This window comes from Flectobacillus sp. BAB-3569 (genome assembly GCF_002270355.1).
Taxonomy (GTDB): domain Bacteria; phylum Bacteroidota; class Bacteroidia; order Cytophagales; family Spirosomataceae; genus Flectobacillus; species Flectobacillus roseus.
This window is the reverse complement of record NZ_NJFZ01000009.1, coordinates 192,325-207,075: the sequence shown is the minus strand read 5'-3', so window position 1 is coordinate 207,075 and position 14,751 is coordinate 192,325. Positions and strand designations below refer to the sequence as shown.

The 14,751-nt window shown below is 37.7% G+C and carries 11 protein-coding genes; 6 read left to right on the top strand and 5 right to left on the bottom strand.

The features are described from left to right. The first annotated feature begins 67 nt into the window (after positions 1–67). The 4 genes from BWI92_RS10125 to BWI92_RS10110 all read left to right on the top strand — a co-directional run bounded on the left by BWI92_RS10125 (position 68) and on the right by BWI92_RS10110 (position 3,610). Complete coding sequence (locus BWI92_RS10125) at positions 68–553, top strand: YchJ family protein (RefSeq protein WP_217903398.1); 486 nt, start codon at positions 68–70, stop codon at positions 551–553. 444 nt (positions 554–997) lie between these two features. Beyond that, complete coding sequence (locus tag BWI92_RS10120; RefSeq protein ID WP_095162758.1) at positions 998–1,282, top strand: putative quinol monooxygenase; 285 nt, start codon at positions 998–1,000, stop codon at positions 1,280–1,282. A gap of 259 nt (positions 1,283–1,541) precedes the next feature. Next, entirely contained in the window at positions 1,542–2,798 is a 1,257-nt protein-coding gene (locus tag BWI92_RS10115) for a serine hydrolase (RefSeq protein WP_095162756.1), read from the top strand. 104 nt (positions 2,799–2,902) lie between these two features. Further along, complete coding sequence (locus BWI92_RS10110) at positions 2,903–3,610, top strand: SDR family oxidoreductase (RefSeq protein ID WP_095162754.1); 708 nt, start codon at positions 2,903–2,905, stop codon at positions 3,608–3,610. Positions 3,611–3,729: 119 nt separating this feature from the next. Here BWI92_RS10110 and BWI92_RS10105 read toward each other — a convergent pair whose 3' ends face one another. The 5 genes from BWI92_RS10105 to BWI92_RS10085 form a co-directional block, all read right to left on the bottom strand. Then, positions 3,730–5,403, bottom strand: a complete 1,674-nt coding sequence (locus tag BWI92_RS10105; protein WP_095162752.1) for a hypothetical protein — start codon at positions 5,401–5,403, stop codon at positions 3,730–3,732. A gap of 117 nt (positions 5,404–5,520) precedes the next feature. Beyond that, positions 5,521–7,110: a glycosyltransferase family 39 protein gene (locus tag BWI92_RS10100; RefSeq protein WP_095162749.1), complete on the bottom strand. Its 1,590-nt coding sequence runs from the start codon at positions 7,108–7,110 to the stop codon at positions 5,521–5,523. A 222-nt stretch (positions 7,111–7,332) separates the two neighbouring features. Further along, positions 7,333–8,517 (bottom strand): SAM-dependent methyltransferase, encoded by a 1,185-nt coding sequence (locus BWI92_RS10095; RefSeq protein ID WP_095163349.1) that lies wholly within the window; start codon positions 8,515–8,517, stop codon positions 7,333–7,335. Between the two features lie 96 nt (positions 8,518–8,613). Further along, positions 8,614–9,534 carry an alpha/beta hydrolase gene (locus tag BWI92_RS10090; RefSeq protein ID WP_095162747.1) on the bottom strand — a complete coding sequence of 307 codons (921 nt, stop codon included), beginning with the start codon at positions 9,532–9,534 and terminating at the stop codon, positions 8,614–8,616. A 427-nt stretch (positions 9,535–9,961) separates the two neighbouring features. Beyond that, a complete protein-coding gene (locus BWI92_RS10085) occupies positions 9,962–10,867 on the bottom strand; it encodes a DMT family transporter (RefSeq protein WP_095162745.1) in 906 nt (301 codons plus the stop codon). A gap of 153 nt (positions 10,868–11,020) precedes the next feature. Between BWI92_RS10085 and BWI92_RS10080 the strand changes: the two genes are divergently transcribed. Next, a complete protein-coding gene (locus tag BWI92_RS10080; RefSeq protein WP_095163347.1) occupies positions 11,021–13,453 on the top strand; it encodes a zinc-dependent metalloprotease in 2,433 nt (810 codons plus the stop codon). A gap of 454 nt (positions 13,454–13,907) precedes the next feature. Further along, on the top strand, positions 13,908–14,633 hold the full coding sequence (locus BWI92_RS10075) for a DUF6515 family protein (protein ID WP_095162743.1): 726 nt from the start codon (positions 13,908–13,910) through the stop codon (positions 14,631–14,633). Positions 14,634–14,751: the final 118 nt, after the last annotated feature.

Below are 14,751 nucleotides of genomic sequence, written 5' to 3'. Positions count from 1 at the left end.
TCCTTAGCCATAAAACCTCGAGGGATACTATCTTTGTGTATAAACAGAACATATTCCCATTGCCCCAATGTCAATAGCCGAATTATGCCCTTGCGGCTCTAAAAAATCATTTCAAGAATGTTGTGAGCCTTTTATCGAGGGAAAAGAATTTGCCTCAACCGCAGAACAATTGATGCGCTCGCGATACACAGCCTACAGCAAAATCAAAGTTGATTATCTAGTTGAAACTACCTATCCGAGCCGAAGAAGTGATTTTGATCCTTCATCAATTCGTGAATGGGCTACTGAAAATGAATGGACTCAACTTCAAGTACTTTCTACTAAGAATGGGAAAGAAACTGATACTCAAGGCGAAGTTGAATTTAGAGCTTCATTTAAAGATGCTGACGGGGTTGCTCGTACGCATTACGAATATTCAAGTTTTATAAAAGAGCAAAATCGCTGGTATTATGTCTCAGGAAAATTCCAACCGCCAGCTAATCAAAAAATTGACCGAAACGCCCCTTGTCCTTGTGGAAGTGGAAAGAAATACAAAAAATGCTGTGGGAAGTAGGAAGTAGTGCTGATTTAGATTTAGTAAGCTTATATTATTTTCCTTTGTAAAAGCGCCGTAGGTGCGACAGAAAGCAGATTATCTTGAAGTCTGTCGCACCTACGGTGCTCTATATTGGTATAGGAAAAAGATTCTTTACTACCAAACTGTCGCTCCTATGGAGCTAAAGAAAAAGATTGGTTTCTGAAAAGCTCCTAGTAAAAAGACAGAACACTTTTGTGTAATTGACAAACTTAATTTTGTAAAAAACAAATACAAAACACTAATTACTTGAATTTCACACCAGTATCCAATCTGATTTTATCCGTAATAAGTTTTATGCCGTCCCGTCAGCTAAAAGTTTAACATGTTTCTGAGGAAATAATGGAAAATTTATTGCCGAATGCCCATAGCTGATTGCCGAAAACCTAGTAATATCATTTTACTTAAAAAACAAACCAACGTATGTTAACCGTTATCGCAAAAATTACTGCACAAGCAGGTAAAGAAGAAATTGCAAAACAAGCTTTATTAGGACTGATTCCTCCTACTGTTGCAGAGGAAGGATGTATTGATTATGTATTGCACCAATCTAACGAAGATGCTAGGATTTTCTATTTTTATGAAAACTGGGAAAGTCAAGAGCATTTAGATAAACACCTGAAAAATACCCATTTAGTGGAATTTGGCAAAACTTCTGGAGAGTTTTTGGCAGGTCCAGCCGAGCTAATTTTAGCTACAAAATTATAATTCAGTGGTCAAAGAGATTTTTCTCTTTGACCTACTTACCTCTCACTAAATCAAACACATAAGCAATCATGCAAAATAAGATCTATGCTATGTGTCGAGGCATTAGGCAACAGGCACTAGGCAAAGAGTTTCAAATTGTTTTTAATAACGAAAGACATGCTTTTCCCAAAGCCCACCGCCGAAAGCCGATACCTGAAAGCATTAAACACAAAAATTAAATTCTATTTTGCGCACTAACTTAATCTCTCGATACTATAACATGAAAAAGCTCTTCTTTTTTTACCTATTTCTCTTTACCATAACCGCTTTTGCTCAAAAACCCCAACAATTTACCTCAGGAATAGCTCCCGAAAAAGTGGGAATGTCAACCGAGCGACTGAATAGAATAGAGCAATTACTCAATCGTAAAATCGCTGAAAAGCGTATTCCTGGAGCAGTAGTATTAGCTGCTCGTCATGGGCAATTGGTATTACATAAAGCCTATGGAATGAATGATATTGAAACAAAAAAAGCTCAAAAAACGGATGATATTTTTCGTATCATGTCTATGACCAAAGCGGCTACTTCGGTGGCGGTCATGATGCTTTATGAAGAAGGTCTATTTAGTTTGGACGACCCTATTTCTAAATATATTCCTGCTTTTAAAAATGGACAAATCGTTGACCAAATCAATCCGCAGGATAGTACTTATACCTCACATCCTGCTAAAAAAGAAATTACCATTCGTCATTTATTGAGCCATACGGCTGGTATTCCTTATCAAAATGCTTTATACGGAAAGGCGAAAATTCCTTATTATTTTTCTACTCAAAATGAAACGATTGCCGAAACAATGAACCGTTTAGGAGCATTACCTAAGTTTCATGAGCCGGGCGAAAAATTCACGTATGGACTCAACACCGACGTTTTGGGCTATTTTGTAGAAGTCATTTCAGGAATGCCATTTGACCAATTTCTCAAGAAAAAAATATTCGAGCCACTAGGCATGAATGATACAGGTTTTTATATTGACGATGCCAAGAAAAATCGACTGGTGACAGTTTATGAAGAAATAGGAAAGGAAAAAGGTATTACTCCAAAACCTCGTTCGCAATGGACTGATTATCCTATTTCGGGCGAAAGAAAATACTTTTCTGGCGGTGCGGGTTTGACTTCTACGGCTTTGGACTATGCCAAACTTTGCCAAATGCTCTTGAATGGTGGGACTTTTAACAATACCCGTTTATTGAGTCGCAAGACCGTCGAGCTAATGACGACTAACCAAATTGGCGAACTCAATATCAGAGATAATACCAATAAATTTGGTCTAGGATTTGAAATTTATACCCAAAAAGGAAAAGCTTCTTTACCAAGTTCGGAAGGAGCCTTCGAATGGGGCGGTATGTATTACACGCACTATACAATCGACCCCAAAGAGGATTTATTACTGGTAGTAATGTTCCAAGTTTGGCCGAAAAAAGACGGAGGAATTGAAAAACAGGTACAACAAATGATCTATCAGTCGATTATTGACTAAACTATTTTGTCAAAATATCAGTTCTAAAACGGTTATCACACAAGGTTATTGGGTAGTGATTTTTTACGAAAAGCTACCCAAAAATCTATATCCCAACAAAAATTATGTCTGAAATCAAAACTGCATTTATTACAGGAGGTTCGAAAGGTATTGGCTACGGAATCGCCGAGGTATTAATCAAAGAAGGTATCAAAGTTGCTATCACCAGTCGTTCGTTGGCTGGTGCTGAGGAAGCTGCTGCAAAACTAAACGAAATCAAAGAAGGTTATGCCTTAGGCTTGGAGTCAGATGTAAGAAGCCTTGCCTCACAAGAAGCTGCTGTTGAAAAAGTATTAGAAAAGTGGGGAAGAATTGACTACGTAGTTGCCAATGCTGGCGTGGGTCACTTTGCTCCTGTTCAGGACTTGACCGAAGAACAGTGGAACGAAACGATTGATATTAACTTGACAGGCGTATTTTTCACTACGAAAGCAACGCTTGAGGCTCTTAAAGCGACACAAGGATATTTCATCTCTATTTCGAGTTTGGCGGGTACCAATTTCTTTGCTAAAGGAACAGCCTATAATGCCAGCAAATTTGGTTTGGTAGGATTTACGCAGGCGCTTATGATGGACGTGCGTAGCGAAGGCATCAAGGTTACGACCATTATGCCAGGTTCGGTAGCAACTTATTTCAACGGTCACAAACCAAACGAACAAGATGCGTGGAAAATTCAACCAGAAGATATTGGTCTAATCGTTGCAGACCTCATCAAACTTCCAGCACGCACTTTACCAAGTAAAATCGAAGTAAGACCTTCGTCACCGAAGTAATTGTGAGTTGTGAATGATGAATTGTGAATTTTGAGAAATCAAAAATATCCTCGTCTAAAATCAAATACCCTAAGTTTCAAGCAAGGACGATTCACAATTTGTCATTCACAATTCACCATTTACCAATTCGTCTCCACGGCTTTTCTGGTATTTGCCTCAATAGTGATTGTTTGTTGCGTATTCAAAATACGCTTTTGAGTATCTTCAACGGCCAAAATAGCTAGTTTATAAGTACCTGCATCAAATTCAAAGGTTGGAATTTGGTTTTCGAAATACGGACCAAAAACTGCATGCCCTCCTATCAGTAACCTTACACCAGCTTTGATCGAACGAAGAGGGAAAACATAAACCCGTTTGTCTGATTTAGCAATCAAGTATACCCCATTGTCAGGATCGAGCCAAGGAAAATGAAAATCGCCAACCCCACGAATCACAACATTGCCGTCCTGCACTTTTGCTTCTTCTAATTTGATTTGTGGATCATGACTAAAATCGTTGGTCAACAAAATAGGCGTTAGGCTACCAAATACTGTCGCAGGATTATAGTATCTAAACTGTGTGGGACTATTAGTTTTTCCTGATAAATCTTCATACGTCCAATTGAACATATTACAAATCAAGCCTTTATAATGGTAATCAATTTGTGAAATGCTCTGCCAAAATCCATTGAAATAGGTCAAAATTGAAAATGGTAGCGCAAACAAGAACATACGCCAACGATGCTTTTCCTCTAGCACTCGCAACAGCCAAACATACATCGTAATCACAAACAAAAGGCTGTAAATCTTATAACGGCTTGTTAAAATGGTTGGCATTCCATACCCCACAACTCTTGTCCATGCTACCATAAAAGATGACAATACAATTAACAATATCGTTGCCAAAATAAAAACAGGCCAGTTTTTGGGAGTAGAATATTTTTTCAATCTAAAATCAAAAGGAATATTTCTTACAACACAAATCAATGCTAAAATGAGTAATATCCCTCCCAAGAATATCGCTTTTATGGTTCGTACCGAAATCGCAGTATCAAGAGAGACATCGGCGGCACTTCCTGCAAAAGAGACAAAAGCCAAAAGTACCTTTTTCAAGTCTGCCAAAGTTGCTGAAGGCGTTGCTGGAGGTTTTTGGTAAGTTGCGAAATAGAGGAAGGCAAGCAAGACACCCAACAAAACCAAGATTCCTAAGTTTTTCCACTGCTGTTTCAACAATAAAAAACCACACATAATGGCTAAGGTAACAAAACCATTGCCACTAGTAAACACTGCAATGGATACCAAAACTAGCGCACTGATGAGCCTTTCCTCCTCTAATTCCCAAAATGCCCAAAGACTTAGGAATACAATTCCAAAATTTTGTATAGAAGCCATTCCCCAAAAGGTATTTTCCTGATTAATTGAGGTCAGTAGAATCCAAGGAAGTGGTAAAAAGTATAAAAGTGAAATTTTATTTTTCTTGAAATAAGCAGCATATATCCCCAACACACCTACTAACAGGATATTACCAAACCACATTAACCATTTGTAATTGATACTTCCATAAATCCCATAAACAAACAAAAACCAAATACGAGTAAGTCCAATTCGGTGTTCGTTATGTTGGGCAAAAATGGCTGTAATTTTTTCTGTCCAAGTTTTACTATCTTGGAATTTTACTAAAAAACCCTTCAGTCCGTGGTCATCCACATAAGGAATATTCATTCCATAAAGCTCAATCAATAGGAAATAAAGTAGAATGGGTAAGATGAGTAAACCCCAAAACCAAAATTTCGACAGGACTTTTTGTTCTTTCACTATCTATAAATTTTAATATTTTGAAAATGCTTTCTAAGTATGAGTGATGAATTGTGAATGATGAATTGTGAATATTTAAAAATCCACAATTCATCATTCACAATTCAATAATTACATCTAGTATCGGTATTTCATACCCTCAAAATTGAACAATACGATGGTTTGTCCATTTCTTCTTAGCAAAACTCGATCTGTTTCTTCAAAGGCAATTCGCTGGATATAGGTTGCGTCTTTAGGGAGATATAAGTTGACCAACTGGGCATCATGATTATCGAACTCGCCTTTTGGGCGATCAATGGCTTTACTAAAACCATTTGCATAAACCGAAGGATACACAATGGTGTCGCCAGGCATATACATCGACTTGATTTTATCAGCTACCATGATATACGGATTCGCTCCACGATTGCGTGAACTCGTGTACTTTTGTTGACCATCAGCATAAAAATGCTTGATAATTTTGGCAAAAGAATAGAACTGGATGAGTAACACCACAGCGAAGCCTGTAAATAGTATTTTATGGTTTTCAAACATTTTGACTAAAAACCAAGCCATCAAAATCGACACAAATGGTAAACCAAAACTAGTATATCTAAAATAAAATCCTGTCATTACACCAGCTTTGTAGGCAGAAACTACAGAGAAAACAAAAGGAATAAATACAATTAGCACCACAAATGTAAATAACTGAAAATCAGACTTTTTTGCCTTTTGCAAAACAACAAATGTTACAACCAATAAGAATCCTATAACCAATAAGAATGCTATTTTATTACCAAATTTTTCATACCAACCATTCGTAAAAATAAAATAGTCTGACACAATGGATGTTCCGCGAACAAATAGATTCTTGGCTGAAGCCAAATCTATAAACCCTTGATAGGAAGCCGCAAGCTTAGGATTTTTCAGAATAGAATTGTACAAATTAGTCGCATCCTTGATATACAAAAGTGCATACTGCCCAGGTCCTTTGGTCATCCAAAGCCCGAAAGGAATAGCCATAATACCATAACAAATCATAAAACTACGAAGCTTCAACCACGTGCGATCAGCTATGAGCCAATACAAGCCATGCACCAAGAATACGGTGAAAGTGAGGTAGTTAGAAAATATAGTTAGGATAATAGAAACCGTGTAGGCAGCATAATATTTCAGGGAACTTTTACCATTTACCATAATTTGTAAAAAGTAATAAGACGCCATTGTTCCGAAGAAAATACAAGTTGTATAAAAGCGAGCTTGCTGACTAAAAATAATATAAAACGGTTCGGTAGCCGCCAAAAATGCTGCAATCAAAGCAATTTTATCATTCTTGAAAATATTGCGACCAATCAAAAAGATAAACAGAATGGTGAGTAAGTTATAAATAGCCGAAACGCTTCTTAAAGCACCATCCGAGTGCCCGAACAAATGCCCAAAGACATTCATTGTAATTAAATGAACGGTTGCATTCCCACTAGTATCGCCACGGGCGTTGGCATCCAACAATTCGGCAATGGTTTTGGGCTGCCAGAAATCTCTCGGCGTAAAGGTTTTGTCAGGAGCCATCAAGGCTTTTTTTCCGCCAATGTTTACATTTCCGACGGCCACCATGATTCCTTGCTTTTCATCACCAAAAATTCCATAGTTATTAATATGGTAAAAGCGTAGGACTGTTGCGAAAACAAAAATGAATAGGAAGGCGATATTTGCAGTATTCTTAGACATTTATTTCTATTTTGAGGTCAATGAGTTTTACTTGTAAAGGTAATTTTTTAAAACAGGTTGCAATTTTCAACCACTTGAGTTCTCTAAGGATTCTGTTCCGGTTTTAGCTATGTAATGAGAACAGTTATGTCAATAGTATTTTATGTTGCTATTGGGATGTAATTATCTGATTATAACCCCTTCAAATAACGAATATACTATTAACAAATAACGTCTTCTTAGCTATTTGCTTAATTGCGTAAGCCTTTCTAAATGGTGATAATCGATACCAAAATAGGCTTTGGTTTGAGCTATTTCTTGCAAAATTTCTGCTTGACGTTTTGGATTAATCCCAGATTTAATCCCTACAACCAATACATTTTTGGGAGTATGAGCATCTGAAATAAATTCAAAAACTTTGGTTTTGTAACCAAAATATTCCAAAATCAATGCACGAATTCCATCCGTGACCATTTCGGCTTGTCGTTCGAGAAATATGCCGTATTTGGTCAAAAACTTCAATTCATTTTGCGCTTTGTTCTTTTCTATTTCTCTTCTGATTTGCTTGTGACAACATGGCGCCACCACAATCAACTCGGCATCAGATTGTAGACCTTTAAATATAGCGTCGTCTGTGGCAGTATCACAAGCGTGCAAGGCAATTAACATACTGATGTCTTTTTGCTCATAATCCAAAATGGTTCCTTGCGTAAAACTCAAACCATCGAAACTTGCATTCTGGGCAAATTGATTACACAAGTCAACCATATCCTGACGATATTCTACTCCCTGAACTTGGGTTTTCAAACCTAAAGTATTGTGCAAATAATCGTATAATGCAAAAGTCAAATAGCCTTTTCCAGAACCCATATCTACCACTTTGTGTAGGTTTTCAATGGCTGAATCTTTAATCAACGAGCTCAAAATCTCTACATAATGATTGATTTGGCGGTATTTATCTTGAGCATTTTTGAAAACATTACCTTGCTCATCCGTAATTTTCAAATCTACCAAGTAGGCTTTTTCTGCTGGCTTGATCAATCGTTTCTTTTCTTTATTATGCTCCAACGATGGTGTTGCTTTCGCACTTGCCGTTTTTTGTTTGAGCATAACTTTACCATTTTTCAAGACTTCATATTGCCAATCAGACTCTGTACTCATGAGTGTCGCAACTTTAAAACCATCTTCCAACCATTCAGCAATGGACTTATATCCCTCTGTCAAATCAAAGTTTTTGACAATATCCTTAGTTTTATATCGAAAAGTAAACGCCAGTTTTTCAATATTTTTAATTAAAACTAAACGTATATAAATATTTTTCAACGCAGGTTCATTACCCTGATAATTGCCCAATGAGACTTTTACCAATGACTTTTGTTCTACTGACTGTTGAATTTGTTCACAAAATTGTGCTATTTGATTTTTCACTAGAATCTCCTTTAAACTTTCAAAGTGCAAAGATACAAAAATAGCCTCGGATTGAGGCCATTTTTGTACTTATCAAAGAAGCTGTTTGGTAAGTGGTTATTTTTTCAACCAGCCATTCGAATCCATCCAGCTTTTCAAACGTTCAAACCATTTATCTGGAGTAGTTTTATTATTCAGACCAAATCCATGACCACCTTTAGGGTAAATATGTAATTCGGCTGGCACTTTCTTTTCTACCAAAGCATCATAAAATCTCAAAGAGTTGTGGACAGGAACACCGCCATCATCTTGGGCATGTACCAAAAAACACGGAGGTGTTTGTGGCGTCACCTGCAATTCGTTAGAATACAAAGTCACTAAACTTTCTGATGGATTTTTACCAATCAATTGCTCCTGTGAGCCTCTATGACCAAAAGGTTTCATCGTGATAACAGGATACAACAACACGGCAAAATCAGGTCGAACGTTGCTTTTATCAGCCAATTCACCTACTGGTTGTGCAAAATGAGTCGCTGTAGTTGCAGCCAAGTGTCCACCAGCCGAAAAGCCCAAAATGCCCACACGATTAGGACTAATACCAAAAGATTCTGCTTTAGCACGCACAAATCTCAGTGCCTGCTGAGCATCCTGTAAGGGTGCAATTGTTTTGTCGACTTGCTTCGTTGAGTCAGGAATACGGTATTTTAACACAAAAGCAGTCACGCCGATTTTGTTTAGCTCCTTTGCCACATCAGAACCTTCGTGTGAGGCAGCCAAAATACGGTATCCTCCGCCTGGAAACACAATAACAGCTGTTCCATTAGCCGTTTCTTTTGGCGCAGGATAGACAGTGATAGAAGGTATTGAAACCTCAGAAATTCTCAAAATACCATTGGCATCCGTCGCCGATGATTCTGTATTTTTATGAGGTTTTGTATTAGGAACTTTTCCTTCATATAAAGGATATTCTTGAATTTGTGCTTGAGCTACTTGCATCATGGTCGCTAAACAAATAGAAAATAAGACTTTTTTGATCATATGTTAAATGATTAAATGTTTGAGGAAACAGTGGTAAAGCCACAAAGAGCTGAAAACGGTATTCGATTTTAAGTAATAATGCTGAACTATGAGTTCTAAATTGGTAGTGAATTGAAAATATAAATTTTAAATTGAACCTGTTTAAACTTTCTTAAAATTGCTGGCGTAAGCAATGAATTTATACTGTTTGAGCGAAGCGAGTTTATAAATTCTTGAATTTTTGTTACTTTTTGTTTCAAGACAAAAAGTAAGACGAAGAATAAATCAATAAAACTATTTATCCCCCAAAACATAAAAACTTCATTATCAATACATTACATTCAAAATCAATTGAATAGCATTTTGCACAGCAACTTATCTTTACCAGTATTTTAAACTAAATTTCATATAAAATCTACTCGTATTTGTTGACCTCAGCAAGGAGAATCTATTTCTTTTTTGAAGTAGTAATCAACGCCACTGCGGCGATAATAATACCTCCTGCGACAATCATCAAGGGATGTAACTCTTCTCCAGCCAATAACCAGCCCAACAACATCGCTACCAATGGGTTGACATAAGTATAGGTTGAGACCAAAGTTGGCGGCGCCACCTTGATAAGCCAATTGAATACGTTGAAAGCCACAATTGAGCCAATAACAATCAAATATAGTAAGGCAAAAATAGCCGTTGACTTTACTTCTATTTGAGTAAAATATTGAAAATCACCCAAAAAGAAGCTTATGACTAAGGACAAACCTCCTCCTATGATCATTTGAATACCCGACAATTGAGGAGTCGAATAGGGTAATCTAGCTTTTTTGAGAATGACCATACTGGCATTGAATGCAATAGTGGCAATTAACATTAAAACCACGCCATAGATATAATATTGCTCGTATCCCTTGAGCGCCAACTTTTTTAAACTAATCAAAATACCTACGCCAATAATTCCCAATAATGACCCTAAAATCACTTTTGGTTGTGGTTTTTCAATATTCGAAAACCAGAGCATCAACACCAACACCACAGGACCTAATGCCGAAAATAACGCCGCGTAACTCGAGGGAATCCATTTGCCTGCAATCGTAAAAAATCCATTTCCCAAGGTAATCATTAATGTACCCGTAAGTGTCATGGTGAGTAAGTGTTTTTTACTAGGTGTAATATATTTTTTGGAGACCATCGCCCAGATTAAAAGAATGGTTCCTGCACTTAAATTACGAATTCCAGACCCCATGACAGGCGGAAAACTTTGCACCATAAAACGAATGGCCAAGTAGGTAGAGCCCCAAACAAAATAAAGGATACCTAAACCTCCCCAAATTTTTAGCTGTTGATTTTGTTCTTTCATCCTACGAAGTTGGCGATTTTTCTGGAAAGTTTGTGAATTCTTACCTCGGTGTTTATATTTACTCAAATGAATTTTTTCAAGAACCTTATTTCTAAAAAAGATTCACTTGGTCATTACCTGCTAAATTGTATTTTTCAACAAACTACCTTTCGTATGAAAAAAATTTCACTCTTGAGTATTTTATTGTTTCTAGTAAGTTTTACTTATTCGTCTCTTGCTCAAAAACTTCCAAGTATCTCTGAAAAAACCAAAGGACTCAAAAAATATGAGGGTTTCTTTCCTTTCTTCTGGGATGAAGATGCTGGAAAAATATGGTTACAAATTGACAAATTTGACAAAGAGTTTTTGTATTATTCTTCGTTACCTGCTGGTTTAGGCTCTAATGATATTGGCTTGGACCGTGGATTATTAGGCGATGAAAAAGTAGTATTTTTCCAGAAAATAGGTCGAAAAATCTTACTTACTCAGCCCAATTATAAATACCGTGCTTTGAGCAACGATGCCAATGAAAAACGTGCTGTGCAACAATCGTTTGCTTCTTCCACTGTCTGGGGATTTGCTGCTGAGGCAGAAGAAGATGGAAAAGTATTGGTTGACGCGACAGATTTCTTAATGAGCGATGTTTCGGGAGTTGCTGACCGTATCAGAGGCATGAAACAAGGTAGTTATTCGCTCGACAAGTCTCGTTCGGCAATGTATTTGGCAAACACGAAAAACTTTCCGCTAAACTCTGAATTTGAAGTTACATTGACATTCGTAGGTGGCGATGATGCAGGTGAATACGTTCGCTCGGTTGCGCCAAGTCAGGAAGCTTTGACATTGCGTGTGCACCATAGTTTTTTGCAATTACCTGATTCTGACTACAAACCAAGAGTATTTGATCCTCGTTCTAGTTTTAATGCTATTTCTTATTTCGATTACTCGACTCCCGTATCCGAGCCTATCGACAAGTATTATATAGTTCGTCATAGATTAAAGAAAAAAGACCCGAAAGCTAAGGTTTCAGAAGCAGTTGAACCAATCATTTATTATCTCGACAACGGTACGCCAGAGCCCATTCGCTCTGCCTTGATGGAAGGTGCACAATGGTGGAATCAAGCATACGAAGCGGCTGGTTATAAAAATGCCTTCCAAGTAAAATTATTGCCAGACGATGCCGACCCGATGGATGCACGCTATAATGTCATCAACTGGGTTCACCGCAGCACACGTGGCTGGTCGTATGGCGCTTCAGTTATTGACCCTCGTACAGGCGAAATCATCAAAGGTCATGTAACATTGGGTTCGTTACGTGTTCGTCAGGATTATCTCATTGCACAAGGTTTATTATCTCCTTTTGAAAAAGGTGAAAAACTAGACCCAGAAAAAGACCCAATGCTCAAAATGGCATTGACTCGCTTAAAGCAATTGGCAGCCCACGAAATTGGCCATACCTTGGGATTAATGCACAATTATTCAGCAAGTATCAATAACAGAGCTTCGGTGATGGATTATCCTCACCCAACGGTAAAACTCAATAGCAAAGGAGAAGTAGACCTTTCTGATGCTTACGCATTGGGCATCGGTGACTGGGATAAATATTCGATTACTTTCGGCTACCAAGATTTTCCACAAGGCACAGATGAGAAGGCTGCTCTGAATAAAATTATTGACGAGGCTAATGCAAAAGGTTTATTGTTTTTGACAGATATTGACGCTCGTCCTGCAGGAAGCCACAGCTCAACGGCTCACCTTTGGGATAATGGTAAAAATCCAGTTGATGAATTAAATAATACCTTGGCTGTGCGTCAAAAAGCCTTGAGTTCTTTTGGAGAAAATAGTATCCGTAAAGGAATGCCAATGTCACACTTAGAAGATGTTTTGGTGCCAATTTACAATTACCATCGTTACCAAGTAGAGGCTGCGGCAAAGATTATTGGCTCAGTAGATTACCGTTATGCTTTGCGTGGTGACGGACAAAAGCCTAATACTTTGGTTAGTAAAGAAACACAACAAAAAGCCTTGGATGCTGTATTACAAACTCTTTCATCAGAAACCTTGACTATTCCTGAATCGATTATCCAATTGATTCCTGCACGTCCTGCTGGTTATTGGCCAAACCGTGAACTGTTTAAAAAACGTACAGGTCGTGCATTTGACCCATTGGCAGCCGCCGAATCTGCGACTGATTTTCCTTTACAATTTTTATTACAACCTGAGCGTGCTAGTCGTATGGTCGAATACGAAGCAAGATATGGCAGTCTAGGTTTGGAAGAAATGCTGACTCAATTAATTGAAAAAACTTGGAAAGCTCCTAAAACCACAGGATTGGCTCGTAAAGTGCAGTTTCAAACTGAACAAATCGTATTAACGCATTTGTTAGCATTGAGTGTAAACGAAGCCGCTAATTATCAAGTTCGTGCGGTTTGTGGCAAAGCTATCAAAGATTTGAAAGCCTATATCGAGACCCAGAAGAATACGAAAGAAAGTGACTATGCTGCGCATTTAGACTATGCTGTTGAAAGAATGAAAAATCCTTCGGCAGCAAAAGTAGCTACTCATAAAGAGATGGCTCCTGGGGCTCCAATTGGTTGTGATGAAGAATAAGGTTAATAAATACTGAGTATTAAACTAAAGTGCTGAATTAGAGTTTCTAATCCAGCACTTTTCTATAAATCTTTAAATTAGTGGGCAAAATAGCATTTAATTTTTGAGCCTTAGGCTTTCGGCGGTGGGCTTTGGAAAAAAGCATTTTAACACTCTTTGCCTTGTGCCTGTTGTCTAAACACATAACTCAAATCTACTATTGTTTTTCCTAAAATTACCCCAAGCCTAGCAATCTTGCTAGGGCTTTTTCTTTGCCCATTTAATCATATAAATCCTAAAGAACCTCCCCATCACTCCTTTAAGCGCAGAAAATCCACTTTTGTTAATGATTGTTAACGTTGGGTTATTTACTAAACCCTAGCCTTCTTCACATATCAAAGAGACAAAATACAGCGTTAGAGAGCTAAATATCTCAAAATTAAAACAAGTAATAATCCATAATTTTTATAAAGCCATGACTCCAAACTTTGTTAAAATTGCGAATCCTACAGTAGGTAAGCAATCTTTCTTGAAACCTATTTTTACATTTTTCATAGCTGGTGCTTTAATGAGCACTTTTACAAACGTACAGGCACAACGCGGTCATGATGACAGATATGAGAGAGGTCGTGACGGAGATTATCGCTACGACAAAAAAGATCGTGACAATCGCGGAAATGATAGACGTGATGATTATTCTCGCCGAAACGACAATCGTCGCGATGACCGCCGTGGACCAGACCGAGTTGTGGTAGTAGACCGTACTCGTCCAAACTGGCAATATGCTAATATTCCTAGTCGCAATGCCCATTACAATGCATTACCTACAGGACATTTAAGTATCAACTTTGGGGGCATTCGCTTTGCTTATCATCAAGGTGTTTTTTATAAACCATATAATTCTGAATATGTAGTGTGTCAAGCTCCCGTAGGGATTCGTGTAAACGTATTACCTCGTGATTGCCGTAGAGTTGTGATCCGAAATGTAGATTATTACTATTATAACGGAACCTATTATCGTCCTTATGGAAACGAATACGCAACTGTAGCTCCTCCAATTGGTGCATTGGTGGAGAGTATTCCTGGTGGATATGAAAAACTGATGATTAACGGTGAAACTTACTATGTAGTAGATGGTATACAATACAGAGCGGTATTAAACCGTGGTGAAATTTGGTACGAAGTAATCAAAATCATGTAAGAATGATGCTGTAGGCTATAAGCTTTAGGCAGTAGGCAAAAAGTTCTAAAGAAGCCCAAACACTCAAGTAATCGTGCAAAATAAAAATTAAGTGATGGTGAAATCAAAGTGTTGAAAA

What these genes read in the sequence shown, in the direction of transcription:
- BWI92_RS10125 (WP_217903398.1), top strand. Translation starts at nt 68, where the DNA reads ATGTCAATAGCCGAATTATGCCCTTGCGGCTCTAAAAAATCATTTCAA.
- BWI92_RS10120 (WP_095162758.1), top strand. Translation starts at nt 998, where the DNA reads ATGTTAACCGTTATCGCAAAAATTACTGCACAAGCAGGTAAAGAAGAA.
- BWI92_RS10115 (WP_095162756.1), top strand. Translation starts at nt 1,542, where the DNA reads ATGAAAAAGCTCTTCTTTTTTTACCTATTTCTCTTTACCATAACCGCT.
- BWI92_RS10110 (WP_095162754.1), top strand. Translation starts at nt 2,903, where the DNA reads ATGTCTGAAATCAAAACTGCATTTATTACAGGAGGTTCGAAAGGTATT.
- BWI92_RS10100 (WP_095162749.1), bottom strand. Translation starts at nt 7,110, where the DNA reads ATGTCTAAGAATACTGCAAATATCGCCTTCCTATTCATTTTTGTTTTC.
- BWI92_RS10090 (WP_095162747.1), bottom strand. Translation starts at nt 9,534, where the DNA reads ATGATCAAAAAAGTCTTATTTTCTATTTGTTTAGCGACCATGATGCAA.
- BWI92_RS10085 (WP_095162745.1), bottom strand. Translation starts at nt 10,867, where the DNA reads ATGAAAGAACAAAATCAACAGCTAAAAATTTGGGGAGGTTTAGGTATC.
- BWI92_RS10080 (WP_095163347.1), top strand. Translation starts at nt 11,021, where the DNA reads ATGAAAAAAATTTCACTCTTGAGTATTTTATTGTTTCTAGTAAGTTTT.
- BWI92_RS10075 (WP_095162743.1), top strand. Translation starts at nt 13,908, where the DNA reads ATGACTCCAAACTTTGTTAAAATTGCGAATCCTACAGTAGGTAAGCAA.